Source organism: Streptococcus chosunensis, assembly GCF_003626515.1.
In the GTDB taxonomy this organism is placed as follows: Bacteria; Bacillota; Bacilli; order Lactobacillales; family Streptococcaceae; genus Streptococcus; species Streptococcus chosunensis.
In genome coordinates, this window is the sequence record NZ_RBCK01000001.1 from 761,361 (window position 1) to 788,097 (window position 26,737).

Annotated in this window: 24 protein-coding genes, 1 tRNA gene, 2 pseudogenes and 1 CRISPR repeat array; of the genes and pseudogenes, 8 read left to right on the plus strand and 19 right to left on the minus strand. The window is 38.4% G+C overall.

All coding sequences use genetic code 11. The features are described from left to right. Nucleotides 1-23 precede the first annotated feature (23 nt). Together D7D54_RS03655 and yidA are read left to right on the plus strand one after the other, a co-directional pair. The gene (locus D7D54_RS03655; RefSeq protein WP_020902346.1) at nt 24-1,328 is read left to right on the plus strand and encodes an HD domain-containing protein; all 1,305 of its coding nucleotides are present in this window, start codon (nt 24-26) and stop codon (nt 1,326-1,328) included. Between the two features lie 12 nt (nt 1,329-1,340). Further along, on the plus strand, nt 1,341-2,147 hold the full coding sequence (yidA, locus tag D7D54_RS03660; RefSeq protein ID WP_020902345.1) for a sugar-phosphatase: 807 nt from the start codon (nt 1,341-1,343) through the stop codon (nt 2,145-2,147). A 74-nt stretch (nt 2,148-2,221) separates the two neighbouring features. Continuing rightward, a CRISPR array of direct repeats spans nt 2,222-3,709; the repeat unit is 36 nt; unit sequence GTTGTACAGTTACTTAAATCTTGAGAGTACAAAAAC. 70 nt (nt 3,710-3,779) lie between these two features. Here the strand turns inward: yidA and csn2-St are convergent. From csn2-St to D7D54_RS03710, 10 genes are all read right to left on the minus strand, one after another. Beyond that, nucleotides 3,780-4,823 (minus strand): CRISPR-associated protein Csn2-St, encoded by a 1,044-nt coding sequence (gene csn2-St, locus D7D54_RS03665; RefSeq protein WP_033681977.1) that lies wholly within the window; start codon nt 4,821-4,823, stop codon nt 3,780-3,782. Then, on the minus strand, nt 4,820-5,143 hold the full coding sequence (gene cas2 / locus D7D54_RS03670; protein WP_001268300.1) for a CRISPR-associated endonuclease Cas2: 324 nt from the start codon (nt 5,141-5,143) through the stop codon (nt 4,820-4,822). Before cas2 ends, csn2-St begins: the two co-directional genes overlap by 4 nt. A 4-nt stretch (nt 5,144-5,147) precedes the next feature. Beyond that, nucleotides 5,148-6,056: a type II CRISPR-associated endonuclease Cas1 gene (gene cas1 / locus D7D54_RS03675; protein ID WP_031237777.1), complete on the minus strand. Its 909-nt coding sequence runs from the start codon at nt 6,054-6,056 to the stop codon at nt 5,148-5,150. A gap of 176 nt (nt 6,057-6,232) precedes the next feature. After that, nucleotides 6,233-9,604, minus strand: a complete 3,372-nt coding sequence (cas9, locus tag D7D54_RS03680; protein WP_033681978.1) for a type II CRISPR RNA-guided endonuclease Cas9 — start codon at nt 9,602-9,604, stop codon at nt 6,233-6,235. A 221-nt stretch (nt 9,605-9,825) separates the two neighbouring features. Next, nucleotides 9,826-9,897, minus strand: a tRNA-Arg gene (locus tag D7D54_RS03685). A gap of 42 nt (nt 9,898-9,939) precedes the next feature. Next, on the minus strand, nt 9,940-10,287 hold the full coding sequence (gene rplS / locus D7D54_RS03690; RefSeq protein ID WP_001068669.1) for a 50S ribosomal protein L19: 348 nt from the start codon (nt 10,285-10,287) through the stop codon (nt 9,940-9,942). A gap of 118 nt (nt 10,288-10,405) precedes the next feature. Next, nucleotides 10,406-10,735: a fluoride efflux transporter CrcB gene (gene crcB, locus D7D54_RS03695; protein ID WP_020902343.1), complete on the minus strand. Its 330-nt coding sequence runs from the start codon at nt 10,733-10,735 to the stop codon at nt 10,406-10,408. Then, nucleotides 10,729-11,103, minus strand: a complete 375-nt coding sequence (gene crcB, locus D7D54_RS03700; RefSeq protein WP_033681979.1) for a fluoride efflux transporter CrcB — start codon at nt 11,101-11,103, stop codon at nt 10,729-10,731. The genes crcB (D7D54_RS03695) and crcB (D7D54_RS03700) overlap by 7 nt, the downstream gene beginning before the upstream one ends. Continuing rightward, nucleotides 11,100-11,366: a chorismate mutase gene (locus tag D7D54_RS03705; RefSeq protein ID WP_020902342.1), complete on the minus strand. Its 267-nt coding sequence runs from the start codon at nt 11,364-11,366 to the stop codon at nt 11,100-11,102. The genes crcB (D7D54_RS03700) and D7D54_RS03705 overlap by 4 nt, the downstream gene beginning before the upstream one ends. A gap of 115 nt (nt 11,367-11,481) precedes the next feature. Then, on the minus strand, nt 11,482-11,925 hold the full coding sequence (locus D7D54_RS03710) for a flavodoxin (RefSeq protein ID WP_001162125.1): 444 nt from the start codon (nt 11,923-11,925) through the stop codon (nt 11,482-11,484). A gap of 103 nt (nt 11,926-12,028) precedes the next feature. On the opposite strand from D7D54_RS03710, the gene D7D54_RS03715 reads away from it, so the two are divergent. Then, on the plus strand, nt 12,029-12,964 hold the full coding sequence (locus tag D7D54_RS03715; protein WP_020902341.1) for a DHH family phosphoesterase: 936 nt from the start codon (nt 12,029-12,031) through the stop codon (nt 12,962-12,964). Between the two features lie 95 nt (nt 12,965-13,059). Then, entirely contained in the window at nt 13,060-13,302 is a 243-nt protein-coding gene (locus D7D54_RS03720) for a type B 50S ribosomal protein L31 (protein ID WP_000710764.1), read from the plus strand. 91 nt (nt 13,303-13,393) lie between these two features. Here the strand turns inward: D7D54_RS03720 and D7D54_RS03725 are convergent. Beyond that, a pseudogene (locus D7D54_RS03725) lies at nt 13,394-13,615 on the minus strand (tyrosine-type recombinase/integrase); the annotation flags it as partial. 4 nt (nt 13,616-13,619) lie between these two features. Then, nucleotides 13,620-13,867, minus strand: a pseudogene (locus tag D7D54_RS09640) (transposase); the annotation flags it as partial. Nucleotides 13,868-14,055: 188 nt separating this feature from the next. Here D7D54_RS09640 and relB point away from each other — a divergent pair. Together relB and D7D54_RS03740 are read left to right on the plus strand one after the other, a co-directional pair. After that, nucleotides 14,056-14,340: a type II toxin-antitoxin system RelB/ParD family antitoxin gene (gene relB, locus D7D54_RS03735; RefSeq protein ID WP_020902339.1), complete on the plus strand. Its 285-nt coding sequence runs from the start codon at nt 14,056-14,058 to the stop codon at nt 14,338-14,340. Next, the gene (locus D7D54_RS03740) at nt 14,330-14,683 is read left to right on the plus strand and encodes a type II toxin-antitoxin system RelE/ParE family toxin (protein ID WP_020902338.1); all 354 of its coding nucleotides are present in this window, start codon (nt 14,330-14,332) and stop codon (nt 14,681-14,683) included. The genes relB and D7D54_RS03740 overlap by 11 nt, the downstream gene beginning before the upstream one ends. Before the next feature lie 738 nt (nt 14,684-15,421). On the opposite strand, the gene D7D54_RS03745 is transcribed toward D7D54_RS03740, so the two are convergent. The 7 genes from D7D54_RS03745 to D7D54_RS03775 all read right to left on the minus strand — a co-directional run bounded on the left by D7D54_RS03745 (nt 15,422) and on the right by D7D54_RS03775 (nt 24,336). After that, on the minus strand, nt 15,422-16,756 hold the full coding sequence (locus tag D7D54_RS03745) for an Nramp family divalent metal transporter (RefSeq protein WP_020902337.1): 1,335 nt from the start codon (nt 16,754-16,756) through the stop codon (nt 15,422-15,424). 217 nt (nt 16,757-16,973) lie between these two features. Then, entirely contained in the window at nt 16,974-20,150 is a 3,177-nt protein-coding gene (gene carB, locus D7D54_RS03750) for a carbamoyl-phosphate synthase large subunit (RefSeq protein WP_020902336.1), read from the minus strand. Nucleotides 20,151-20,350: 200 nt separating this feature from the next. After that, complete coding sequence (locus tag D7D54_RS03755; RefSeq protein WP_000166853.1) at nt 20,351-21,430, minus strand: carbamoyl phosphate synthase small subunit; 1,080 nt, start codon at nt 21,428-21,430, stop codon at nt 20,351-20,353. Nucleotides 21,431-21,479: 49 nt separating this feature from the next. Continuing rightward, complete coding sequence (locus D7D54_RS03760; protein ID WP_020902335.1) at nt 21,480-22,403, minus strand: aspartate carbamoyltransferase catalytic subunit; 924 nt, start codon at nt 22,401-22,403, stop codon at nt 21,480-21,482. Nucleotides 22,404-22,421: 18 nt separating this feature from the next. Further along, entirely contained in the window at nt 22,422-22,943 is a 522-nt protein-coding gene (pyrR, locus tag D7D54_RS03765) for a bifunctional pyr operon transcriptional regulator/uracil phosphoribosyltransferase PyrR (protein ID WP_004257972.1), read from the minus strand. 221 nt (nt 22,944-23,164) lie between these two features. Continuing rightward, nucleotides 23,165-23,794 (minus strand): endonuclease III, encoded by a 630-nt coding sequence (gene nth / locus D7D54_RS03770; RefSeq protein ID WP_000244443.1) that lies wholly within the window; start codon nt 23,792-23,794, stop codon nt 23,165-23,167. Next, nucleotides 23,794-24,336, minus strand: a complete 543-nt coding sequence (locus D7D54_RS03775; protein ID WP_120718840.1) for a YceD family protein — start codon at nt 24,334-24,336, stop codon at nt 23,794-23,796. The genes nth and D7D54_RS03775 overlap by 1 nt, the downstream gene beginning before the upstream one ends. A gap of 169 nt (nt 24,337-24,505) precedes the next feature. On the opposite strand from D7D54_RS03775, the gene D7D54_RS03780 reads away from it, so the two are divergent. After that, the gene (locus D7D54_RS03780; protein ID WP_033681988.1) at nt 24,506-24,835 is read left to right on the plus strand and encodes a hypothetical protein; all 330 of its coding nucleotides are present in this window, start codon (nt 24,506-24,508) and stop codon (nt 24,833-24,835) included. 362 nt (nt 24,836-25,197) lie between these two features. Further along, on the plus strand, nt 25,198-26,724 hold the full coding sequence (locus tag D7D54_RS03785) for an ATP-binding cassette domain-containing protein (RefSeq protein ID WP_120718841.1): 1,527 nt from the start codon (nt 25,198-25,200) through the stop codon (nt 26,722-26,724). Nucleotides 26,725-26,737: the final 13 nt, after the last annotated feature.

Genomic DNA, 26,737 nt, shown 5'->3' on the forward strand with positions numbered 1-26,737 from the left:
CAGGATTTTGCTATAATGGTCATATGAACGAAAAAGTATTCCGTGACCCAGTTCACAACTACATCCATGTTAATAATCAAATCATCTACGACTTGATCAATACAAAAGAATTTCAACGCTTGCGCCGTATTAAACAACTAGGAACTTCCAGTTATACCTTCCACGGTGGAGAGCATAGTCGCTTCTCTCACTGTCTAGGAGTCTATGAAATTGCACGACGCATCACAGAGATTTTTGAAGAAAAATATCCCGAAGAATGGAATCCTGCCGAGTCTCTCTTGACCATGACTGCTGCCCTCCTACATGACCTAGGACACGGTGCCTACTCCCACACCTTTGAAAATCTCTTTGATACAGACCACGAAGCCATTACTCAGGAGATTGTCCAAAGTCCTGAAACGGAGATTCACCAAGTCCTGCTACAAGTCGCGCCAGATTTTCCAGAAAAGGTAGCCAGTGTCATTGACCATACCTATCCTAACAAGCAGGTCGTGCAACTCATTTCCAGTCAGATTGATGCGGACCGTATGGACTATCTCTTGCGCGACTCCTATTTTACAGGAGCTTCTTATGGGGAATTTGACCTGACTCGGATCTTACGTGTCATTCGTCCTATCGAAAATGGAATCGCATTTCAGCGCAATGGCATGCATGCCATTGAAGACTACGTCCTCAGTCGCTACCAGATGTACATGCAGGTTTATTTCCACCCTGCAACACGTGCCATGGAAGTTCTCCTGCAGAATCTTCTCAAGCGCGCCAAGGAACTCTATCCAAAAGACAAAGATTTCTTTGCACGAACTTCCCCACACCTCCTGCCATTCTTTGAAAAAAATGTGACCTTATCTGATTATCTGGCTCTGGATGATGGAGTGATGAATACCTACTTCCAGCTCTGGATGACCAGTCCTGACAAGATTCTTGCAGACTTGTCGCAACGTTTTGTCAACCGTAAGGTCTTTAAATCCATCACATTTTCACAAGAAGACCAAAACCAACTTGCCAGCATGAGAAAATTGGTTGAGGACATTGGCTTTGATCCCGACTACTATACTGCCATTCATAAGAACTTTGACCTCCCTTATGATATCTATCGTCCCGAATCTGAAAATCCTCGGACACAGATTGAGATTTTACAGAAAAATGGTCAACTGGCGGAACTCTCTAGCCTGTCTCCTATCGTTCAATCCCTTGCTGGTAGTCGCCACGGAGATAATCGTTTCTATTTTCCAAAAGAAATGTTAGACCAAAACAGCATCTTCGCAAGTATCACCCAGCAATTTTTACACTTGATTGAGAACGATCATTTTACCCCAAATAAAAACTAGAAGAGGAAATTTATGAGTATTAAACTAATCGCCGTCGATATTGACGGTACCCTAGTCAATAGCCAAAAGGAAATCACACCTGAAGTTTTTTCTGCCATCCAAGATGCCAAAGAAGCTGGTGTCAAAGTCGTGATTGCAACTGGCCGCCCCATCGCAGGTGTTGCCAAACTTCTGGACGACCTGCAGTTGAGAGACGAGGGTGACTATGTGGTAACTTTCAACGGTGCCCTTGTCCAAGAAACTGCGACCGGCCATGAGATTATCAGCGAATCCTTGACTTATGAGGATTATCTGGATATGGAATTCCTCAGTCGTAAGCTCGGTGTCCACATGCATGCCATTACCAAGGACGGTATCTACACTGCAAATCGCAATATCGGAAAATATACAGTGCACGAATCAACCCTCGTCAGCATGCCTATTTTCTACCGAACTCCTGAAGAAATGGCTGATAAAGAAATCGTCAAGTGTATGTTTATTGATGAACCAGAGATTCTCGATGCTGCGATTGAAAAAATCCCAGCAGAATTTTACGAACGCTACTCTATCAACAAGTCTGCTCCTTTCTACCTCGAACTCCTTAAAAAGAATGTAAACAAAGGTTCAGCCATCACTCACCTAGCTGAAAAACTCAGATTGACCAAAGATGAAACCATGGCTATCGGAGACGAAGAAAATGACCGTGCCATGCTGGAAGTCGTTGGAAACCCCGTTGTCATGGAAAATGGAAATCCAGAAATCAAAAAAATCGCCAAATACATCACCAAAACAAATGACGAATCTGGCGTTGCCCATGCCATCCGTACATGGGTACTGTAAGAAGATAAGAATAGACGAAACCCGCTCAGCAGAGCGGGTTTTTATATAAGTTAAACAATTGTTAATATTATCTAAATGTACAGTTACTTAAATCTTGAGAGTACAAAAACTATCCAACGCACAAGAGAACTATGACAATTGTTGTACAGTTACTTAAATCTTGAGAGTACAAAAACATGTTGGTTAAAGGTCAAAACTAGGTTTTGGTTGTACAGTTACTTAAATCTTGAGAGTACAAAAACATCTCACAAAATCCGATACATTTATGGCCGGGTTGTACAGTTACTTAAATCTTGAGAGTACAAAAACCGATAACTAGGGCGATTAGTATGATGAGACGTTGTACAGTTACTTAAATCTTGAGAGTACAAAAACTGTCGGTTTACCGCTCCTTTTTCAAAAAATGTTGTACAGTTACTTAAATCTTGAGAGTACAAAAACCTTGTAGCTCTCACGGTCTAGAGCCTCGGCGTTGTACAGTTACTTAAATCTTGAGAGTACAAAAACAAAATTGACAATTTAGATGTAAAAAAACTAGTTGTACAGTTACTTAAATCTTGAGAGTACAAAAACAGGACAATTCTCAATGGATGCGGAGGAATTGTTGTACAGTTACTTAAATCTTGAGAGTACAAAAACCATCACAGAATTTAATAGTAATCAAATGCTGTTGTACAGTTACTTAAATCTTGAGAGTACAAAAACTCATCTTCTAGTTTAGAACCTTGTTGTTTTGTTGTACAGTTACTTAAATCTTGAGAGTACAAAAACCTTCCTGTCGTTTAAAGCCATAAGCAACCGGTTGTACAGTTACTTAAATCTTGAGAGTACAAAAACGTCGTCTGTTGTTGTAAATCTTGGGAAAGGTTGTACAGTTACTTAAATCTTGAGAGTACAAAAACCTTACTTTATATATACTTTGGGGGTGCCAAGTTGTACAGTTACTTAAATCTTGAGAGTACAAAAACATTGTGATTTTTCATTGACAACAATCACTTGTTGTACAGTTACTTAAATCTTGAGAGTACAAAAACGTTGGTAGTCCTTCAGATTCTTGTGTGTCGGTTGTACAGTTACTTAAATCTTGAGAGTACAAAAACAGTGCTTTAGACAAATTTTCAGAGTTATCAGTTGTACAGTTACTTAAATCTTGAGAGTACAAAAACAGTTCCTCTCTAAAGAGTTTCAAAATATCTGTTGTACAGTTACTTAAATCTTGAGAGTACAAAAACTTATATTATATATTATCGTGTAATAAATTAGTTGTACAGTTACTTAAATCTTGAGAGTACAAAAACCTTACCTACCGACCGTTATGTATTTCACTAGTTGTACAGTTACTTAAATCTTGAGAGTACAAAAACTTTAGGTCCATTTTCACTACCCATAAAAACGTTGTACAGTTACTTAAATCTTGAGAGTACAAAAACCTAAGATATCGTCTGCGTACCTAATAACGAGTTGTACAGTTACTTAAATCTTGAGAGTACAAAAACGTTCAGACATGAAGAAAGCCACAATTAGCGGTTGTACAGTTACTTAAATCTTGAGAGTACAAAAACCTCAAATTCGTCAATTTTGATTTTTGTTCCCTCAAAAACATTATAAAGCCTTAAATCTCACTCGTCAATACTATTCTTCCAAATATTTCAATAACATTGGATTGATTGATTCAATACAGAATTTTATTTTCATTTTGTACTGATACAAATTATTCAAAATTTTTAATGCTACTTGATCTTCTACAGATAAACTCATGTGGAGAATGTCCGAGCTAAATAAATAGGATCCAATTTTTCTTAAAGAAGTTAAAAATTCTTGTTCATCAGGCATTTGATTTATTGGATACTGATTGGTAAAGCGATCATACATAAATTCTAGAGAATAAAAATGATCAACATAATCGGAAACAATATTGATTTCCTCTAAAACTTCTTTCGTGACATGAAGATAACCTTCATTGGAAGGAAATAAAACAATATATAATGAATCGCTATGATTAGTCAGAAACTCCATTTTCTCGCAACATTCAACAAAATCATTATAGGATAGAAAATCGTCCAAATTTCGTAAGACAAGCAAAAACTTTTCAGAACTGTTTGTCGCCATAACTTCTAACATGGAAAGAAATAATAAAAACTTTATCTTATTATCTACAAATTCAAATGAAATATTTTTATCATTTGTTCCAAAGTATGGTAAAAAATTCTTTTGAATCAATTGATCCGTATTAAAATATTTTGCTTCAGTATGATAGATAATGTCATCTAATTGAAGATTCAACTTCTGATTCAATTGAAGTGAAATCCTATCTAGATTGTCATTGATATTTTCAATTTGCTCCATTATCTCAATAGAAGTAATTTTTTTCTTTAGATAACCATAAGCTACTGTCCCTTTTTTATATTCCATTTGTTCAATCAAATCATTGATATTGGATATTTGAATAACACTAAATTCTGAACGGGAAACAACTGTATCATCTATCAGTATTTTAGGCTCATTTTGTTCAAATAGAACTAAATCTTCCTCACTATATTTTTTTCCTCCAAAATACCATAATAGTATCTGCCAAATATAATACTTTAGTTGCTGATCTTGTCCCACAACTTGAGTAAATTGACCAAAACTTAATGAAATATTATCCTTGTATGGATGACTAATGTTCATTTTCATATAACTACCAACTTATTATCGCTGACTACTTCTTCTTGCTTTGTTTTTCCACCAATTATTAAAACCATTTCAGAAAATTGTTTTTCAGTCACAGCTAGCAAACGGACATTCCCACTTGGTAAATTACTCTGACTTAATTTTTTATAGAATTTACTAGCAAAACTTCGATTAGGACAGGTTCTATAATAAACAGAAAACTGCAACATTTCAAAGCCGTTTGCGATTAAGTCTTTCCGAAAATTACGATAGACTCTTTTTTCTTGATTTGTTTCCATTGGTAGATCAAAAAAACACAATAATCTCAATGCTTCATACCTCATTTCTTTAGCTCCATTCTACACTTGACACCATTGGACAGTAAAATTTGCTAGTATCCTTATCAGAGATACATTTTAGAAAGCCTTTGACATACTTATCCATTGCTACCGTTACAGAACAGGTTTCTTTACCGTAACGAATCTTTGCATTTAATGTATCTGTTAGCGCCAAGCGAAACTCGTACTTCAAATACTCTTCATCTCGTAAATTTTGATAGACCCAGACATCGATAATCTGCCGAAAAGGTTCCATTAGATCATCAACCAAGTTAAATTGATTATATTCATTCTTATGAAAAATTCCTATTAAGGGATTTAACCCATACCCAGAAATAATACGTGCCATCTGCGCTCTCATGATTGCATAACCATAATTTAGGCCAGCATTAATAACATCCGTTTCCTGTTGTGTAAGACGTACGAATTTTTTTCCAAATAATTCATTGAAATAAACTTTTGCAGCATGGCCTTCACGATTGGTTTTATCTCCATATTCAATATGGTCTTTATAGTCTGCTAATAATTGAATGCAATCAATATTTTTCTCAAACATTGCAAGAACATCTTGCTGGTTGTTTATTTTAAAATAGGTTACTATTTGCCATAATTTATCTTTTTGCTCCTGCGTCCACAATAATTGCTCCTGTAATTTTTTATAGGCTCTAAAATGGCCATTTTGAGAATGGTAAATTCCTGTAGGCAAATGCTCATTATCACAGACAATCAAGGCAATATTATACTTACTTAAAGCACTTAATAATCTTAAAGTTACAACAGTCTCCCCTCCTTCTGCCACAATAATAGAAATATCACTAAGTGGGATAACATATTCTTGACCCATTTTTTTAATTAGAAGATTATCTAACTTCAATTTCATTTTTTCACTCTGACAGACATGCACAATTCTCCAAGTCATCGTATTTTCCTCTTTCACAAAACGAAAACACCCCGCCATATATGACAGGGTGTTGAATTCGGCATGAAGCCTTATCTTTGTAGCTTCTGCAAGATTTAAGTAACTGTGCAAGGCGTCCCTTACAGTTACTATTATAATACATTGTAAAAGCATTTGCAACTCTTTTTAAAATAATTTTAAAATTTGAGTTTTGGTTTTTCACCCTCTTTTGTGATGAAATGTTTATTACCTAAAACATCTGTTTTAACTTTAAAAATGGAGATATTTGATTTATTTAATCCTTTCAAACATTGTCCTCCTTTTGCAACATTTCCAAAGATTGTTATCAATGGCTGGTTACCATCAAATTTGGCTTTATCATAAGGTTTTAGTTCTACATAATGTTTCACATTTGGCATTGTTCTAGATAAGAATCTAAAAATCTGTTTCTCGTTATTTTTCGTATCCTTAATTAAAAGCAAGTCATTTTTATATAAGGTAAATTTGAATTCTGACTGCTCGCCCACTCCTTCTTTTTCTTTAATCTCATTATATTTATCAATAGTTATAGAATAAGTCCCGGTCTTCTTTTCAAATTGTAAATCTGCATATTTTAATCCAAGCAACTCATACTTCTCCGTCTGATGATTAAAATAGACATCTGTTCTCCAAGGATTTAATTGACGTAGGATTACTTTATTTTTACTATTAGAAGGAGTTATGTTAATAAATGATTCAGGAATATTTTTATCATAATATTTTAGACTTTTAATCTCTGGTCCATTGCCTTTTTTACTGTACTTACGGATTGGTCCATTTTCTTGTCTATATTTCTCAAAAGGATTGCAAGGAACTTCTTTATTCTTCTCATTAAATTCTTTTGATGGATAAGTTCTTAGAATCTCTTCAATTACCTTTTCAAACGTCTGAGGATCTTTGTGATACATTAAGAATTTACTCTTATCTTTATTGTAAATTTTAATAAATGCATCATACCCTGCTTGGCTATAAATATCTTTAATCTTACCTAAAACATAAGTTTCTTCAGACTTATCTTTATCCAATTTCACTTTTCTTGTTGCATAAATGGTTGCATCTGAAATTTTTCTATTATATTTTGAATCCACTTGATAAGAAAATAGGATGCTATCTTCAAATTTCTTGCTACTTAATGTATCAACAAAATGGGCGTAAGGTGCTTTAAATACTAATTCTTTGTATTTATCATCAGTTAACGAAATAATTTCGCCTGTCTCTGAATCAACAAATTGATCCTCTTTATAAGAAATTAGGGGATTAGCTTGTTTTTTCCATAACCTTAATTGACTTGAAGCAGCAATAATTAAAGCATCCACAGCATGATGGTGATATGTTTCACGAGATTTTTCAAGTCCCCACTTTCTTCTTAGCTGAGAGGTAAATTGCCCACGTACTACCGAAATAGTTGTATCGAATTTATGCGCTTTATAAAAATCTTGTAGAGTATTTAGAACAACTCGAGAAGAATATCGAGTATCAACTAAATTCCGTTCGATAAACTTCTGCTTCACTTCAATTTTACTAATGTCTTCTTCCGTTAAAAGGTAATCTTTCTTTTTATTACCTAATAATTTAGAATCTTTTACATATGATTTAAACTCACGATATGACCAAGCATCATCCATACTGTCTAATGCCTGAAACGGTGTTCGCTGCCCCTTCTCCTGGTTTGCTGTAGCTAGAACCAATACTTTATTAGATAGACTATCATCAAACGATAAAGATAGAGGTAAAATATGATCAATTTCGTACTTGTACTGATTGTGAATTAAATCTGAAATTGGAATATTCTTCCCAGTATAGAGACACTTCTCTCCCTGCTGGTGCCATAAACGAATCTTAGTAGCCAATTCCTTATGCCCATGAAAAATACTATCTGGTAACTCTTTTTTCCCATTGTATTGGAATGCAGCCTTTTCCATAGCAGCATTTTTCTCATCATGGTTTGCCTTTTGACGTTTTATATAATCTTTCTTAGCATCTTCTTCGTTATTTTCTCGCGCCATTTCGATAACAATATTATCAAAGATACCATATTTTTTAGTTGCTTCGTTGATTATCTTTATGGCCTGTCTGACAGATTTTGCTACCACAGGATTATAGATTTCTTCTGTTACTTCTTTTTCATCAATATACTTAGTTCTTTTTGATGTTTCTTTAAATTTTTGTTTACCCAATCGTGTTAGAATTGCCATCTGCTCTTCTGAAGTTTCATAGAGTTCTGGTATCAACTCCATCATGAGTTTAAGAGAAAAATTATGCCATCCCTTACTAAATAGACTACTATTATTTTTTCTAAATTGAACCAATTCAAGTATTTGGTCTTGACTAAATACATCCATTAACTTTGTATTAATCGCTTCTTCTATACCTTCTCGTTCAGTATTTAGAGTTAAAATATGAGCAAGCTCATCTAGAACTTCTCTAGAAAATTCTCCAACTGGAATTGTTTCTAGCGACTGCATTTTTCGATAGACTTCAAAAGTGTGCATTTCAGGTTTATTGTTTACATCAACACGATAACCACGTATCTGATCTACTGAAGCATCAATCATTTTAGCAATGTATTTCAATAAGGTTGAAGCCCCTAATGTTTTCGCCGACTTCGCATATTCAACGATTGTTTTCTTTTGTTCCTCACTCAGTTTCTTGGTCTCTGTAGGAACTGTTAAATTATTTAAATCATTTAGCAAATTAAACTCTTGAGCAGTATAGGAAGCTTTTGAAGCCCTGTATTCATTCGGATAAAATGTACATTTACCAATTAAAATACCAAAAATATTATCTAACGTCGTACCGTCTGTTCTGAAACGTCCATAATCCGTCCGAGATTTTTCATTACCTGGCCCATGATAGTATTTTCTTTTCTCTGTAAGTATTTTTAAGTAATCTTCTATAAACTTATCCGTGATCTGATTATTAAATTCTTGCTGTTTTCTAAGAATTCGTTCAGCCTCTTTTCTATAAGCAGATGTTGAAAAAACGTTAATTAATCGGTGCTTATCGCCTTTTTCTTCAACAGTAAAATCTCCCCTTACTTGACCATATTTTTCAAAACGCTCTAGTTGGATTTGACCAGGTGTTTGTTCAGCAAGTAATTTTCTATTTTCCTCAACTGCCTTACCGTAATCAGACGATACTGCACCACCATTCTCAGAAGCATCATCTAAATAGCTAATCCCACGTCTCTTAACTATATTCTTTAATGCAATAAACAACTCTTCGGTTGTTAATGGATTATCCAATCCTTGTACACGAAGCCGATAAGGATTTAGATTAATGGACACCTTGGAAAAATCAATTAGTAAATCATAATCTTCAAATAAATCATGAAGTCGAGCACCACGATGTTTTTTTCTGCGATTCAATCGTCTAGCCTGTCTACTGTTTCTTCTTTCAACATTATTATCAGCAGTTGCAGCTGGGAAAATCCGAGAATTCGTATGGATAATCTCACCAGTATCTTTATTTAGAATACCTACACCTACTGATCCAATACCAATATCCAAACCTAAAACTAAACCGTTCATAATCAAACTCCTAACTAATTATCATATTAATTAAATTTTACCCTTTACTTCCTAAAAAATCAAATCATTATAAGCAATTACTAAAAATCTTTTACTATTATATAATTATATAAAAATTCCCCCATCTCCTTCATTCATGAAAAAACAAAAAAGCGTAATCTAACGCTTTAGGAGTTCTATTTTAACTTGAATGATTTCTACATAAAAATCAATAATTTATATGCCCCCTGCAGGAATCGAACCTGCAACTACTCCTTAGGAGGGAGTTGTTATATCCATTGAACTAAGGGAGCTAGAGAAAAACTCTGCTGAAGAAGCAGAGTTTTTTAGTCGAATTAACGACGGATTTCTTTGATACGAGCTGCTTTACCTTGAAGAGCACGCAAGTAGTACAATTTCGCACGACGTACTTTACCGTAACGAACAACTTCGATTTTTTCAACACGTGGAGTGTGGATTGGGAAGATACGCTCAACACCTACACCGTTAGAGATTTTACGAACTGTGTAGTTTTCTGAGATGCCAGCACCTTTACGTGCGATAACAACACCTTCAAAAATCTGGATACGTTCACGGTTACCTTCGACAACTTTCGCGTGTACACGAACAGTGTCACCAGGACGGAATGATGGGATATCTGTACGAAGTTGACCTTCAGTCAAGCTTTGGATTAATGGATTCATTTTATTCTCCTATCTTTGTCAATCTTGAGGATCCTTCCTCAGCGGATAAACTGTATTTTTGTGCGTCCATTACACACAAGATACAGTTTACCAAATTTCCACAAAAAAGTAAAGAAATTTATAGCAGAATTCCTAAAAAAATCGCAACCAAACCACCTAGGTAGGTCAAAGTCAGGTAAGTATAAAAGACCTTCTTATTGCTTAGCAGTCTTTGCAGTTCATCATTCAAGGTCGAAAAAGTCGTTAAACCGCCACAAAAACCCGTCGCTAAAATAGCATAAACTTCCTTAGGTTCCACATGATTGTAGAATAATCCAATCAAAAAACAACCTAAAAGATTGGCTATGAGCGTTCCGACTGGCAATTTAGAAGCTTGATTATAGCGGGAAAAGAAATACCGTACGAGTGCTCCGAAGCCACAAGCGATTGCAAGATAGACGATTACCATTTCTTCCTCCCTAGAAAATAAGCCAAGAATAGGCCTCCACCAATGCTCAAAATCAAATACATGATCAAACTAAGATAACGCCCTGTATCCAGTAGTTTTACAACATCAAGCATGAGACTGGAAAAAGTTGTCAGACCCCCACAAAAACCAGTCCCCAGTGCTAAAACCAAGCCCTTACTAGTCCCCTTATAGACCAGATAACCCTTGACAAGGTACACCAAGCAGAAAATGCCTAGATAGTTAACAAGAAGGATGCCCCAAGGAAAATCTGGACTGACTGGCAACCAAGTGGAAACAAGGTAGCGCACAAGTCCGCCCAACATGGCAGCTAGAAAAATTCCTAGCGGATAAAATTGTTCTTTTTTCATTTGATGTTTTGATCCTGATAATCACGCGAACGTTTGAGTATGTCCGAAAATGTTGCGACAATAGTCTCCTGATAGCGCTTGTCCTCTACACGACTCCTAACCTTTTCAAAGATAATTGCTTCTCTCTTGGTATCTAAAATTGGTTTACCTGAAGCCTTCTTATAAGCGACAACCCCTTCAACTAAGTGCATTCGTTCTTCTAAGAGCTTGACGATTTGGTCGTCGATTTGATCAATTTCTTGACGAATAATATCTAAATCCATACAGTCTCCTCCTTTATTTGAATTATTGTATCAAAAAGCCACCAAATAGGCTAGTAAAATCCCAACTCTCGATAAGAAAAATGCACTGATTGATTGCATCAGCGCACATTTATGCTTATCCTACTTTTGCAGCCAATTCTTCTGCAAATTGTTCCAAGCGTTCAATGTCTTCTTCCTCAGCAGAAAGATCAACTTTAACACACTCTGAACCTTTTTCTGCCCCTGTCGCTACAAAAACGCGGTCAAAGTCATCAACAGCCTTACAGAATTCATCATAGAAGGTATCTCCTGAGCCGACCACTCCGTAGATTTTACCATTCAAGTTGAGATCTGCTAGGTCTTCGTAGAAGTCCATCATCTCATCTGGCAATTCTCCATCACCATAAGTATAGGTCGCAACGATAGCGATGTCTGCTTCCAAGAAGTCTGAAGCGTCAACAGTTGTACATTCATCAACATCGACATCCAAGCCCAAGTCACGTAATTTGTCTGCTACAATATCTGCAATTTCTTCGGTATTACCTGTCATACTGGCAAATACAATTTTTGCTAATGCCATATCGTCCTCCTCAATTTATCTTTCTCCATTATATCACATCTTTTTCATTTTAAAAATAAAAATTCTTGTGCTACAATGAAATGAGAAAGAATTGAGGTTATTTATGGAAATTTGCCATCAAATTTTAGAAAAAATTAAAGAATACAACACGATTATCATTCACCGTCATATGAAACCAGACCCTGATGCCTTGGGAAGTCAAGTGGGCTTGAAAGCCTTGCTGGAATATCATTTCCCTGAAAAAAACATCAAAGCCGTTGGTTTTGATGAACCAACTCTAACTTGGATGGCTGAGATGGATCTTGTTGAAGATAGTGCCTACCAAGGGGCGCTTGTTATCGTCTGTGATACAGCGAATACTGCTCGTATCGATGATAAGCGCTATAGTCAAGGTGATTTTCTCATTAAGATTGACCACCATCCAAATGATGATATATATGGCGATCTATCTTGGGTGGACACTAGTTCAAGTAGCGCTAGCGAGATGATTGCCCTATTTGCTGAAACAACCCAACTGGCCTTATCAGATCGAGCTGCTGAGTTGCTTTTTGCAGGAATTGTTGGTGATACAGGTCGCTTCCTATATCCTTCTACAACTGCACGGACCCTCCGTCTGGCTGCCTATCTGAGAGAACATAACTTTGACTTTGCGTCTCTCACTCGCAAAATGGACACTATGAGCTACAAAATTGCTAAACTTCAAGGCTACATCTACGACCATCTGGAAGTGGATGAAAATGGTGCGGCGCGCGTTATCCTGAGTCAAGAAATCTTGAAACAATACAATGTCACCGATGCTGAAACTGCAGCCATTGTCGGTGCACCTGGACGTATTGACAGCGTCAGTCTCTGGGGAATTTTTGTAGAACAGGCTGATGGCCACTACCGTGTTCGCTTACGCAGTAAAATCCATCCTATCAATGAAATTGCCAAGGAGCATGATGGTGGAGGCCACCCCCTAGCAAGTGGTGCTAATTCCTATAGCCTAGAGGAAAACGAAATCATCTACCAAAAGTTAAAAAACTTGCTTAAAAACTGATAAAATACTTGCCAAACTTTTCTGAATCTGATAGACTAGTATGGTAACAATCTATGGCTCGCAAAGAGACCATGGCAGAAAGGAAATATTGCAAAATGAAAAAAGATATCCATCCAGAATATCGCCCAGTTGTCTTCATGGACACAACTACTGGTTACCAATTCCTTAGCGGTTCAACAAAACGCTCTAACGAAACAGTTGAGTTCGAAGGCGAAACTTACCCATTGATCCGTGTGGAAATTTCATCAGACTCACACCCATTCTACACTGGACGTCAAAAGTTCACTCAAGCAGATGGACGCGTGGATCGTTTCAACAAAAAATACGGTCTCAAATAATCAACCGCATTTATTGCTTAAAAACGTTGATACAAAGCCTTTTCCAAGAAGTTGGAATTGGCTTTTTTGTTTTTGGTACCGTCTTGGAAAACTAACCTTTTGCACTATCCAGGTAATCTACAAATTTTGTGATAGCTTTCTTCTCTCCTGCTACTGTAGAATGGCTATAAGTATCCAAGGTCATCTGACTACTTGCATGCCCTAACCTTTTGGCTGCATTGACAGGGTCAACCCCTACTTCAATCATCAAGGTAGCATGAGTATGTCTGAAACCATGAGGTGTTATCTTCTTCAAGCCATGTTTCCTGATAATGGCTATTGATAGTGCGGTAGCTGACAACCAACTCTCCTGTTAGGTACTGCATAGCGAGATTTTCAAGCATCATTTTTTCAATTTTTCGTCCAGAGAAAATCTCTTGTGAATAGGCAATTAGAAGGCGTAGAAGTGACAATCTTCAAAGGTATTCACTACTTTTTCAATAGTAAAAACGAGATGGTCTTGTGGCAAGAAAGAACTGATTTCTAGTGATAAAGTTGTTTGATTTGTGTTATAATGAATATGCATGGGATAGTCTTTCTAAATGGTTTATTGGGCAATTCTATTTTACCAAGACTATCGCAACCATGTAAAAAAGCAACGACAAATCCGTTGCTTTTTTGAAGATAAGAGACTATTGTCCCAGCCTCTTTTTCTTGATTAAAATCTATATCTAGTATATAATCAATCTATAACGTATAGATTGGAGATATATCATGGCTATAACATTATCAAAACAATACAATTTTAAACTGAATGAAGCTACTATGGAACAAGCTCGAAATATTATCAAGGAAAAGGGAATGACAATGACAGATGCTATTTCTTTATTTGTGGAGCAAATAGTCCTGGAGCAAGATTTGCCTATTAAGACGGCCGAAGATCTACATAGAGAACAGTTGATTGAGGAATTACAAGCCCAATCTGAACGTGCCTTGAGAGAATACGAGGCAGGAGAAGGTACTTCCCTAAACAATATGAGGGTACGCTATGGCTTATAACGTGATTGCTTCAAAAGAGGTCGAGGAAGCTATCGACAATATACACGACTATATAGCTACGGTACTTCTATCACCTCAATCTGCCAAAAATACTGTGGCTAAAATTTTAGACAGCTTAAAAAGTTTAGAAATTTTTCCTGAAGCAGGTTTTGACGCTGATGAGAAAATCGGAATAAAAATTAACAGCAAGTATCCAACACGAGGAAAAATTATTGACCAATATGTTTTGCTTTACTTCATCGATCAAAAACGAAACAATGTTTTTTTATCTCACTTATTCCACACTAAAAGTGACTATGTCACTTTGCTACAAAAAGACAATAAAAAAAGCTCAACTGATTGAGACAACTTTCATTATTTTATAAGCTCCGAAACCTTAATTTTTGGTACCTTTTTGGTACCGTCTTGGTTTAACAATACGGTATATATAATATTTTACAGCTTTATCCCCTTTAGAAACGTTGATTTAATAAGGATTTAAACACTATAGAGTATATCTTTGTAAAATTGGAATAAATCAATCAAGGAGAAGTCAAATATCACAAACACCTAAGTTAATAAAAATTATTGTTGACATTCTCTCTTATTTATCCTAAACTATGGATAAGGATAGGATGATGTCGGGTGACTGGTAACAGTTTGCTCAAAGGTACTTGTTTCAAGTACAGGTGAGGTACTGCCTTCAGCTTTAGGCTGTAAAGAACCCGTGCCACCACTGGTCCTATTCGTTTTACTCTTGGATTATATTCAAGAGTTTTTTCTTGTCAAAAAAATCTCAAACACCTGAGACAACTTTCTTTATTTTATAAGCTCCGAAACCTTAATTTTTGGTACCTTTTTGGTACCGTCTTGGTTTAACAATACGCTATATATATAATATTTTACAGCTACTTTCCCTTTAGAAACGTTGATTTAATAAGGATTTAAACATTACAAAGTATACCTTTGTAAAATACGGTCTCAAATAATGATAAAAAAGAACAGTTTCGACTGTTCTTTTTTACTTCTTTTCATGAGTCAACCACTACTATTATCTCTTTATCAATTCTCAAGCTGATGCCCAGAACTGATTTAAACGAATTTAAAAAATATCGAAAAGCAGCTTGATATTGAGAATGGTCAAGATGATTGAAACTAGGTAGCCAAGGATTGTATTCCACTTAGCATTGGTAAATTCTCCCATCACTGACTTCTTAGAGGTCAGATAGATTAAGGGGAAGATTGAAAACGGAAGAGCGATGGAAAGAAAGACCTGTGAATAGACCAACAACTGATCCAAGGTTTTTTCTTGATGTCCAAATAAGACAGCGACTATGATCACAGGAATCAAAGCAAAAATACGTGTACCGATACGGATGATCCACTGAGGCAATTTCATATGCAAGAAACCTTCCATGACAATCTGTCCTGTCAAGGTACCTGTGATAGTAGAATTTTGACCACTTGCTAAGAGGGCTAGAGCAAATAAGGTTGACAGAGTTGAGCTAGCTATTGCTCCTGCTATTGTCGAATCCTGTAAAGCATTGTACATTTGAGAGAATGCTGAAATTTCAGACGCATGACCAAAAAAGAGCGATGCTCCTAAAATGAGAAGCAAGGAATTGACAACAAAGGCTAGGGATAACTGAAGATTTGAGTCCCAGGTCATAAAACGTACAGCTTTTCGAACATCCTTTTTATCCTTATGGTTGATTTTCCTTGTTTGAGATAGGGATGAATGAAGATAAAGATTATGAGGCATGACTGTCGCTCCTACGATCCCTAAAGCCAAAGTCAGTTGACTCTCATGCCCTGGCAGGGGACTTTCAAACAAAGCCGAAGTTGGTAAATAACCACCAAAGATCCCCTGCATACTTGGATTAGATAAAGCCACCAGATAAGAAAATATTCCTAATATGGTTAAGATAAGGGTTGTAACAATAGCTTCAATCTTCTTGAAGCCAAATTTCATCAACAAAAGCAAAAGAAATACATCTAAAACTGTTAGGAGGATAGCAACCATAATCGGTATTTTAAGCAAAAGATTCAAGGCAATCGCTGAACCTAAAACCTCAGCCAAGTCTGTCGCCATTAAAGCTAATTCTACAATCACCCACAGACTATAACGGAGCCACTTAGGAGCATGATGAGCTGTTGCCTGCGCTAAATCCATCCTAGTCACAATACCGAGCTTTCCAGCCATCTGTTGTAATTGCATGGCGATGATGGATGAAATTAAAATAACAAATAAGAGACTATATTTGTAGGAAGCACCGCCAACCACACTGGTAATCCAATTCCCAGGATCCATATAACCAACTGCTACAAGGGCTCCAGGCCCTAAAAATACTTTTAGATTTTGCCAAAAATGATTGTTATTGGGAGTTTCAATAGATTGATTGATCTCAGAAAGGGAGACCTTTTTATAAGAAGACATAGGAATATTCACTTTCTAATCAAGTCTTTACCTAGTTTATTAATGAAGTTTTTGAAAATACAATGAAAATAGTTTGTCCATTTCCATTTTATTCTTATTATATCACATTTTGGAACGATTCTTAAAGAAAGCATGATAGTTGAAATAAGCAACACCAGTATTGCAAAAGCCAGCGTTTTCTGACGCTGGCTTTTTAACTGTGAAAATTCTTTCTCAACTAGATTGCTTCTGTAACAAAACTACGGCTTTCCAATACTTTAAGCATGGCATTAGCTGTATCTAGGGCTGTAAAGAGGGGCACTCCGTGTTCAATGGCTGAACGACGGATTTGCTCACCATCTTCATCAGCAGTTCGTTTGGTTCCAACTGTATTAATGATAGCTTGAATTCTTCCTTTACGAACAAAGCTTGGAATATCCTTATCGTCATCACCAATCTTACCAACAGGTTGGGCTTGCAATCCATGACTGGCAAAGAAGGCTGCTGTCCCTTCTGTCGCGAGGATTCCATAGCCAATATTTTGGAAACGACGAGCCAAGTCCAAAGCTTCTTCTTTGGCATCATCAGCGATGGTAAATACAACGTTACCAAAGGTTGGCAAGTGTAGGTAAGAAGCTTCAAAAGCTTTATAGAGAGCTTTTTCCAAAGTCGTATCAGAACCCATAACTTCACCTGTTGACTTCATTTCAGGACCGAGTAAGCTGTCTACCTTAGCTAGTTTCGTAAAGGAGAAGACAGGTGCCTTGATATGAACGCGAGTGCTTTCAGGGTAAAGTCCATCTTGGTAGCCAATTTCTTCAAGGTTATCACCAAGAATGAGCTTAGTCGCCACCTGAGCCATAGGGATATTGGTTACCTTAGAAAGGAATGGCACCGTACGGCTGGCACGAGGATTGACCTCGATGACATAGACTTTTTCATCTTTGATGACAAACTGGATGTTCATCATTCCAAGGCAGTTAAGACCGATTGCTAGGCGTTTCGTGTAGTCTGCGATGGTTTCTTGCACCTTTTGCGACAAGGTTTGTGGTGGGTAAACGGCCATTGAGTCACCTGAGTGGACACCGGCACGTTCGATATGCTCCATGATACCAGGGATGAGAACATTTTCCCCGTCTGAGATGGCATCAACTTCACACTCCTGACCAACAATGTAAGAATCGACAAGAACTGGGTGGTCTGGACTAGCCTTAACAGCAGTTCGCATGTAAGAACGAAGGTCTTCTTCGTTTTCAACGATTTCCATAGCACGTCCACCAAGTACATAAGATGGACGGACAAGAACTGGGAAGCCAATCTTACGAGCTGCAAGAACTGCTTCTTCTTCATTGGTAGCCGTTTGTCCTGGTGGCTGTGGAATATCCAAATCTTTAAGAGCTTGCTCAAAGAGGTCACGGTCTTCAGCTCGGTCTAGGTCAGCAACCTGTGTCCCAAGGATGGTCACACCTGCTTTTGCCAATGGCTCCGCAAGATTGATGGCTGTTTGACCACCGAACTGAACAATAACCCCTTTTGGTTGCTCCAAGTCAATGACATTCATAACATCTTCGAATGTCAATGGCTCAAAGTAAAGCTTATCTGATACAGAGAAGTCTGTAGAAACGGTCTCTGGGTTTGAGTTCATGATGATGGCTTCGTAGCCAGCAGCCTGGATAGCCTTAACCGAGTGAACAGTTGCGTAGTCAAACTCAACCCCTTGACCGATACGGATTGGACCAGAACCCAGAACTAGAACGGATTCCTTATCAGACTTGATAGACTCATTTTCCCAACCATAGGTTGAATAGAAGTATGGTGTTTCAGAGTCAAACTCTGCCGCACAGGTATCAACCATCTTGTAGACTGGGACAATCTTGTTTTCCAAACGAAGTTGACGAACTTGGTCAGCTGTTGTTTCCCAGAGTTCAGCAATCTTACGGTCTGAAAATCCATTAAGTTTGGCAGTTTTCAAAACGTCTAGATCTTGTGGATGAGCGCCCAATTCTTGCTCAATTTCAAAGATGTGCAAGAGTTTATCAAGATAGAAGATATCAATCTTAGTCAATTCAGCAATTTCTTCTGGTGTGTAGCCACGGCGAATGGCTTCTGACACATAGAAGAGACGGTCATCTTGGGCTTTGACAACCTTTTCAATCAAGGCATCATCAGAAACTGCTGCAAGTTCAGGCATTTCATTGTGGTGCACCCCAATTTCAAGGGAGCGGCAAGCCTTAAGAAGAGATTCCTCGATGTTACGACCAATCGCCATGACTTCTCCAGTCGCCTTCATTTGAGTACCGAGACGGCGCTCACCCTTTTCAAACTTGTCAAATGGGAAACGTGGAATCTTGGCAACTACGTAGTCAAGGGCAGGCTCAAACATGGCATAGGTTGAACCTGTAACTGGGTTGATAACCTCGTCCAAGGTCAAGCCAACTGCAATCTTGGCAGCCAATTTTGCAATCGGATATCCTGTCGCTTTAGAGGCAAGGGCTGAAGAACGCGATACACGAGGGTTTACTTCGATAACATAGTACTTAAAACTGTGTGGGTCAAGGGCCAGCTGAACATTACATCCACCTTCAATCTTAAGGGCACGAATAATGCTCAAGCTTGCGTCACGAAGCATTTGGTTTTCATAGTCTGACATGGTTTGGGCAGGGGCAAAGACAATGGAATCCCCTGTGTGAATCCCAACCGGGTCAAAGTTTTCCATGTTACAAACAACCAAAGCATTGTCAGCTGAGTCACGCATCACTTCGTATTCGATTTCCTTGAAACCTGCAATAGAACGCTCAATCAAACATTGGGTAACAGGTGACAATTTTAATCCATTTTCAGCGATTTCACGCAATTCTTCCTCATTGGCACACATACCACCACCAGTACCTCCTAGGGTAAAGGCTGGACGGACGATGACTGGGTAACCAATTGTTGCTGCAAAGGCAACAGCTTCTTCGACTGTGTTGACAATTTCAGATTCTGGAATTGGTTGGTTGAGCTCTTCCATTAATTGTTTAAAGAGGTCACGGTCCTCCGCTTGGTCAATGGCAGATAATTTGGTACCCAGAAGTTCAACCCCAAGCTCATCGAGGATACCATTTTTAGACAATTCCATGGCCATATTGAGACCAGTTTGTCCACCAAGGGTTGGCAGCAAGGCGTCGGGACGCTCCTTACGGAGAATACGTGTCACAAACTCAAGTGTAATCGGCTCAATATAAACCTTATCAGCAATTTCCTTGTCCGTCATAATAGTTGCAGGGTTTGAGTTCACCAAGACAACTTCATAACCTTCCTCTTTCAAAGACAAGCAAGCCTGGGTCCCAGCGTAGTCAAACTCAGCAGCCTGACCAATAATAATCGGACCAGAACCAATCACCATAATTTTTTGAATATCAGTACGTTTAGGCATAGTTTATGATACAAAGCCCGTAAAGAAGACAGTGAAAATAGGAAACTCGATGCAGACGCCTTCAGCGTCAAGACGATGTTTATCTTTTTCACACAGTTCTTAGGGCGTGTTCACTTCCGCGAACAATGTATCTTCTCCTTTCTATTCGGCAACTCTCGGGTTGCCATTAAATAAATTCTCCGACGAGCTTTTACTCGTTCTTAGTTTGATTGTTTAAAAGCTTCCATCATCTCGATAAACTCGTCAAATAGGTAGCTAGCGTCGTGTGGACCAGGGGCTGCATCTGGATGGTATTGAACAGAGAAAGCAGGCTGGTATCTGTGACGTACACCTTCAACTGACTTGTCATTGATTTCTTCGTGGGTGATAATCAAATGCTCTGGCAAATCTTCACGACTAACTGCATAACCATGGTTCTGGCTGGTAAAATCTACACGTCCTGTTGCAATTTCACGTACTGCATGGTTAAAGCCACGATGACCAAATTTCATCTTATAAGTCTTAGCCCCGTTTGCCATAGCAAAGAGTTGGTGTCCCATACAAATACCAAAGATTGGAATTTTTCCTTGCACACCACGAATCATATCCAGTGCTTGTGGAACATCTTCTGGGTTACCTGGACCGTTTGACAACATAACTCCGTCAGGATTGAGATGGAGAATTTCTTCAGCCGTTGTCGAATAAGGAACAACCGTCACGTTACAGTTACGTTTAGAAAGTTCACGTAAGATTGAGTGCTTGAGACCAAAGTCCACTAGCACTACACTCAAACCAACTCCCGGAGCTGGATAGGATGTTTTAGTAGAAACCTGTTTGATATTATCTGTCGGCAAGACTGTTGCTTGGAGCTGGTCAGTCACATGATCCATGCTGTCCCCAACATGGGTCAAGGTTGCACGCATGGTACCATGCTTACGAATAATCTTGGTAAGTGCACGCGTATCAATCCCTGAAATACCAGGAATTTTCTTGGCTTTCAAAAATTCATCCAAGGTCATTTGGTTGCGCCAGTTGCTTGCTCTACGTGCTTCTTCGAAAACGACAACTCCCTTACAAGTTGGAATAATGGATTCGTAATCATCACGGTTAATTCCATAATTTCCTACCAAAGGATAAGTAAAGGTCAAGATTTGTCCATTATAAGACTGGTCTGTAATGGATTCTTGGTAACCAGTCATTCCTGTATTAAAAACAATTTCGCCTGTTACATCAATATCTGCTCCGAAGGCCTTACCTTCAAAAACTGTGCCATCTTCTAGTACTAGAAGTCTTTTTGTCATATTTTCACCTCTCGTGGACGCTCACTGGCGTCTTTTAACGTCTTGTGTTTTAGTTGGCGTTTCTACTCGCCAGTACGGATTCTAAGATTGCCATTCGAACAAAGACACCATTGGTCATTTGTTGGACAATCCGTGATTTTGGTGCTTCAACCAAGTGATCTGCTATTTCTACATCACGGTTCACTGGGGCTGGGTGCATGAGGATCGCTGTTTCTTTCAAACGGTCATAACGTTCTTGAGTCAAGCCATGTTGGGCATGGTAGTCTTCTTTTGAAAAGACAGCTCCACTTTCATGTCGTTCATGTTGCACACGAAGAAACATCATGACATCCACCTGATCAATGATTTCATCAATGGTTACAAACTGTCCATAGTCTGCAAACTCTTGACTTCTCCATTCCTCAGGTCCAGCAAAGAAAAGTTCAGCTCCTAAGCGTTTCAAAATCTGCATATTGGATTTGGCAACGCGCGAGTGGTCCAAGTCACCTGCAATAGCAACCTTGAGACCCTCAAAGTGACCAAATTCCTCATAAATGGTCATCAAATCCAGCAAGCTCTGGCTAGGGTGTTGTCCCGAACCATCTCCACCATTGATAATAGAAGTCGTAATCGTCGGACTAGCAATCAACTCTCTGTAGTAGTCAACCTCAGGGTGGCGAATCACACAGACGTCCACTCCTAAAGCGGACAGAGTCAAAATGGTATCATAAAGTGTCTCACCCTTATTAACCGAACTAGTCTTCACATCAAAGTCAAGTCGTTCCAGCCCCAGTTTAATCTCTGCCACTTCGAAGGACTTATGCGTCCGTGTAGAATCCTCAAAGAAAAGATTGGAAACAATCGGATGATCCTCATAGGGAAGCTGAGCTCCGTTTTTAAACTCAATTCCTCGCTTGATCAATTTCATGACTTGATCGACAGTGAGGTCTTCCATGGACACCACATGGTTCAATGCTTGTTGATTTTCTGACATGGCTACTCCTTTAGCTTTCTAAGCTTCTTCAGTAATCAGAACTCTGTCTTGGCCATCAAGTTCTGTCATCTCTACGATGATTTCTTCAGAACGACTGGTTGGGATATTTTTTCCAACATAATCTGGACGGATTGGCAATTCTCTATGTCCACGATCGACTAGAACTGCTAAACTCACGCGCGCAGGACGACCATGACCGACAATATTATCAATAGCAGCGCGGATGGTACGACCTGTATAAAGTACATCGTCCACCAAGATAACTTCACGGTCTGTCACATCAACAGAAACTAAAGAAGTATCTTCTCCACTTTTAACATCATCACGGAAAGGTTTCGTATCCAATTCCACAACAGGAACTGAAAGATTTTCTAGTTGCTCCAAACGTTCTTGGATTCGATGGGCGATAAAGACACCACGAGTTTTAATACCAGCCAAGACGATTTTATTCAAATCTTTGTTGCGTTCGATAATCTCATAAGTAATACGCGTAATCGCTCGTTTGACGGTCAATTCGTCTACAACTTCTTTTGCCTTCATGACAAACCTCCAAAAAGAAAAGTCTCCTTAAACAAGGAGACTTGAAATGTATAGCTAAGTAAGCCCTACTGCAAACAGTATAGACTTCACCCTTCTACTTTATCGCGCTCCTTGCCTGCCTCACGGGACAGGTTTAAAGGAATATTTAGTTATCAATTACTATAGCACAAAGCATGCTTAAAATCAAGCAAAAACTTTTGAAACCCCATCTTATAAATTGCTTATAAATTGCTAAAGTCATATAACTGTGGGTACTGGTCACACTCTGGATTTTTAGGATGGCAAATGGCTCTTCCAAAATAAATCATGGCCTGATGGGCAGCTAACCACTGCTCCGGTGGCAAGATATCCATGACCCGCTTTTCCACCTCAAGCGGTGTCGCTGATTTTTTGACAATATCGTGGTGTTTGCAGATACGCTCCACATGAGTATCCACTGCAAAGGCTGGAATCCCAAAGCCCACACTCATGACAACATTGGCTGTCTTGCGACCAACTCCTGCAAGACTTTCCAATTCCTCACGTGTTTGAGGAACTTGGCCATCAAAATCATCTAGTAACTGTTGGGCACATTTTTTAAGGAATTTAGCCTTATTCCGATACAGTCCCAGGCGAGAAATGTGTGAAGCAATCTCACTCTCTGTCGCTACAGACATGGCTTGTGGCGTTGGAAAGGCAGCAAAGAGACCTGGTGTAGCCTTATTTACCGCTGCATCCGTTGTCTGAGCTGACAACATGACCGCAACTAGTAGTTCAAAATGATTGGTAAAATCAAGACTGGGCTTGGCATCTGGAAACAGAGCAATTATTTCTTCCAGCACTTTTCGTGCTCGTTTTTTTGACAAGACCATTATTCGTCTCCGTCAAATAGTCCTTGTAAGCCAGCAAAAGGACTGTTTTCTTCTTTCTTAACTGCCTGTTGGGCTTGGTATTCTTCTTCTGTCATGATTTGCCAGTCATTTCCTGAAACAAATCCTTGACCAGCCTCTTCTTCAGCAGTCAAGACCTTGATAGGAATGTTTAGTAGGATATTATCTGACACGCTCTCAGCAAGATCAAGTTCTCCATTTTCGATAGGCAAGACCAAATCATCGTCTAAAACTTCCTGATCTAGTTGGTTAGTTGCGCCTTCCATAAAAACTTCCGTTACTGAATAAGATTCAACTAACTCAACTGGTTCCATACTGCGACTTGAAGCAAGAACGATGGTATAAGATAGTTGATAATCTAAGAAATACATACGGTCTTCGTACTGTACTTTCCCAACTGCAAGGATATCTTTTACATCTAAAATTTCTTGATTACGTGCACGCAGATCGGCTGCTAGGTCTAACGTTTGTTCAAAATGCAAGCCTTCAGACTGCTTACGAATTTCTTGAATATTTAATTTCATACTTCCTCCATAAAGATTTACTCTCTTGATTATACCATGAAAAGGCTACAAATCAGCACATCAAACTTTGTAATTAAAATTCTTACTTTTTAACATATTTACTATGACATTTTTGTTTTTTAGTGCTATACTATAGGCAATAATACATCAGAGCAAGGAGGATGCTCACATGGAAGACAAAGAACTCATTACTAATGCAACCCAACTCCTATCCGAGTTAAATAAAAGTTTCCAAAGTTGCAAACAGGGTAGGGCAGATGATATTCGACTACAAGAGCTGCTAAATACTACTCTGCAAGAGCTCAAAAAAGCGGAAAAGTTGGACAACAGTATCTTAATTGATCTTGAGAAATTTTACCAACGTACCAGTCTTCTGATAGGCCTCGGTAGCCTAAAACTGAACGACCAAGCACGTACCGCTTGGCGCAACTATGACAAGTTCCATTACGAGCATGTCAAACACGTACTAACTCTCTATGGACCTGTTTTCGGATTTTAGAGATTAGAATTGTCGGTTTTCTGTTGACAAAATATCCTGAAAGGTATAGGATAGAGATACTAATACTCGGAGGTAAGGGAGACATGAACAATTAAGTCTATCAAATAAAGAACCTTTATTTAGTAGATCTTGTTTTTGTCTCTTTTTGTGCTCTTTTCATACTAGATTTTCTAGTATCTTGTCCCCATTGAAAATCAAAAAACTAGAAAGCTATGCTCCTCTTGGGTTGGGGTAGGCAGCTCCAAGCTAGTTTGACGAGTTTTTCAACGAGGATAATAGAGTTTCGACAGTGACTTTGGGCTCTACTAGATAAAGTAGAGCTTTTTGTTATGCACTATTGACATTCTAGAAAGGGCAATCATATGATAAAAATCAATCACCTGACCATCACTCAAAACAAAGATTTACGAGACCTTGTCTCTGACCTAAGCATGACCATCCAATACGGGGAAAAGGTCGCTATTATTGGCGAAGAAGGAAATGGCAAATCAACCTTACTTAAAACTTTAATGGGGGAATATTTGTCTGATTTCACTATCAAGGGAAACATCCAATCTGACTATCAGTCACTGGCCTATATTCCTCAAAAACTTCCCGAGGAGCTGAAAAAGAAAACTCTAAACGACTACTTCTTTTTAGATTCTATTGATTTAGACTACAGTATCCTTTATCGTTTGGCTGAGGAAGTGTATTTTGATAGCGATCGTTTCGCTAGTGACCAAGAAATTGGTAGTCTATCAGGGGGCGAAGCTTTGAAAATTCAACTTATCCATGAGTTAGCCAAACCCTTTGAGATTCTATTTTTAGATGAACCTTCAAATGACCTAGACCTTGAAACAGTTGATTGGCTAAAAGGTCAGATTCGCAAGATTAGGCAAACTGTTATTTTCATTTCCCATGATGAAGACTTTCTGTCTCAAACGGCAGACACTATTGTCCACTTGCGACTGGTAAAGCACCGTAAAGAAGCGGAAACGCTAGTAGAGCATTTAGATTATGATCGTTATAGTGAGCAAAGAAAGGCTAATTTTGCCAGACAAAGCCAGCAAGCTGCTAACGACCAAAGAGCCTATGATAAAACCATGGAAAAACATCGGCGAGTCAAGCAAAATGTAGAAACTGCGCTTCGAGCTACTAAAGATAGTACTGCCGGTCGCCTATTGGCTAAAAAGATGAAAAATGTGCTCTCTCAAGAAAAACGCATTGAAAAGACAGCCCAGTTCATGACCCAAAAACCACTTGAAGAGGAAGAAATCAGACTTTTCTTCTCAGACATCCAACCATTACCGGCTTCTAAAGTCTTAATCCAATTGGAAAAAGAAAATTTGTCCATTGGCGACCGTGTTTTGGCTCAGGAACTACAACTAACTATCCGTGCCCAAGATAAAATCGGTATCATCGGCCCAAATGGTATTGGAAAATCAACTCTGTTAGCCAAATTAAAGCAACTTCTTAATGATAAAAGAGAGATTTCGCTTGGTTTTATGCCACAAGATTACTACAAAAAACTGCAATTGGATTTATCCCCAATCGCCTATCTCAGCAAAACTGGAGAAAAAGAGGAACTACAGAAAATCCAATCTCACCTAGCCAGTCTCAATTTCAGTTATCCAGAAATGCAGCATCAAATTCGCTCCTTATCTGGCGGACAACAGGGAAAACTCCTGCTTTTGGATTTAGTCCTGCGCAAACCAAACTTTCTCCTTTTGGATGAACCCACACGAAATTTTTCTCCCACTTCTCAACCCGAAATCAGAAAACTCTTTGCAACCTATCCAGGCGGTCTCGTCACTGTTTCGCATGACAGACGTTTCTTAAAAGAAGTCTGTACGACCATCTATCGCTTGACAGAGCTTGGTTTGGAGGTAGTTAATTTAGAAGATTTATAAATTTGTAACATAA

What these genes read in the sequence shown, in the direction of transcription:
- crcB (WP_020902343.1), bottom strand. Translation starts at nt 10,735, where the DNA reads ATGGTAATCGTCTATCTTGCAATCGCTTGTGGCTTCGGAGCACTCGTA.
- D7D54_RS03780 (WP_033681988.1), top strand. Translation starts at nt 24,506, where the DNA reads ATGGAAGACAAAGAACTCATTACTAATGCAACCCAACTCCTATCCGAG.
- D7D54_RS03740 (WP_020902338.1), top strand. Translation starts at nt 14,330, where the DNA reads ATGGCTTATAACGTGATTGCTTCAAAAGAGGTCGAGGAAGCTATCGAC.
- pyrR (WP_004257972.1), bottom strand. Translation starts at nt 22,943, where the DNA reads ATGAAGGCAAAAGAAGTTGTAGACGAATTGACCGTCAAACGAGCGATT.
- cas1 (WP_031237777.1), bottom strand. Translation starts at nt 6,056, where the DNA reads ATGACTTGGAGAATTGTGCATGTCTGTCAGAGTGAAAAAATGAAATTG.
- D7D54_RS03785 (WP_120718841.1), top strand. Translation starts at nt 25,198, where the DNA reads ATGATAAAAATCAATCACCTGACCATCACTCAAAACAAAGATTTACGA.
- cas2 (WP_001268300.1), bottom strand. Translation starts at nt 5,143, where the DNA reads ATGAGGTATGAAGCATTGAGATTATTGTGTTTTTTTGATCTACCAATG.
- csn2-St (WP_033681977.1), bottom strand. Translation starts at nt 4,823, where the DNA reads ATGAAAATGAACATTAGTCATCCATACAAGGATAATATTTCATTAAGT.
- cas9 (WP_033681978.1), bottom strand. Translation starts at nt 9,604, where the DNA reads ATGAACGGTTTAGTTTTAGGTTTGGATATTGGTATTGGATCAGTAGGT.
- carB (WP_020902336.1), bottom strand. Translation starts at nt 20,150, where the DNA reads ATGCCTAAACGTACTGATATTCAAAAAATTATGGTGATTGGTTCTGGT.
- yidA (WP_020902345.1), top strand. Translation starts at nt 1,341, where the DNA reads ATGAGTATTAAACTAATCGCCGTCGATATTGACGGTACCCTAGTCAAT.
- D7D54_RS03705 (WP_020902342.1), bottom strand. Translation starts at nt 11,366, where the DNA reads ATGGATTTAGATATTATTCGTCAAGAAATTGATCAAATCGACGACCAA.
- nth (WP_000244443.1), bottom strand. Translation starts at nt 23,794, where the DNA reads ATGGTCTTGTCAAAAAAACGAGCACGAAAAGTGCTGGAAGAAATAATT.
- D7D54_RS03715 (WP_020902341.1), top strand. Translation starts at nt 12,029, where the DNA reads ATGGAAATTTGCCATCAAATTTTAGAAAAAATTAAAGAATACAACACG.
- D7D54_RS03755 (WP_000166853.1), bottom strand. Translation starts at nt 21,430, where the DNA reads ATGACAAAAAGACTTCTAGTACTAGAAGATGGCACAGTTTTTGAAGGT.
- relB (WP_020902339.1), top strand. Translation starts at nt 14,056, where the DNA reads ATGGCTATAACATTATCAAAACAATACAATTTTAAACTGAATGAAGCT.
- crcB (WP_033681979.1), bottom strand. Translation starts at nt 11,103, where the DNA reads ATGAAAAAAGAACAATTTTATCCGCTAGGAATTTTTCTAGCTGCCATG.
- D7D54_RS03655 (WP_020902346.1), top strand. Translation starts at nt 24, where the DNA reads ATGAACGAAAAAGTATTCCGTGACCCAGTTCACAACTACATCCATGTT.
- D7D54_RS03760 (WP_020902335.1), bottom strand. Translation starts at nt 22,403, where the DNA reads ATGTCAGAAAATCAACAAGCATTGAACCATGTGGTGTCCATGGAAGAC.
- rplS (WP_001068669.1), bottom strand. Translation starts at nt 10,287, where the DNA reads ATGAATCCATTAATCCAAAGCTTGACTGAAGGTCAACTTCGTACAGAT.
- D7D54_RS03745 (WP_020902337.1), bottom strand. Translation starts at nt 16,756, where the DNA reads ATGTCTTCTTATAAAAAGGTCTCCCTTTCTGAGATCAATCAATCTATT.
- D7D54_RS03775 (WP_120718840.1), bottom strand. Translation starts at nt 24,336, where the DNA reads ATGAAATTAAATATTCAAGAAATTCGTAAGCAGTCTGAAGGCTTGCAT.
- D7D54_RS03720 (WP_000710764.1), top strand. Translation starts at nt 13,060, where the DNA reads ATGAAAAAAGATATCCATCCAGAATATCGCCCAGTTGTCTTCATGGAC.
- D7D54_RS03710 (WP_001162125.1), bottom strand. Translation starts at nt 11,925, where the DNA reads ATGGCATTAGCAAAAATTGTATTTGCCAGTATGACAGGTAATACCGAA.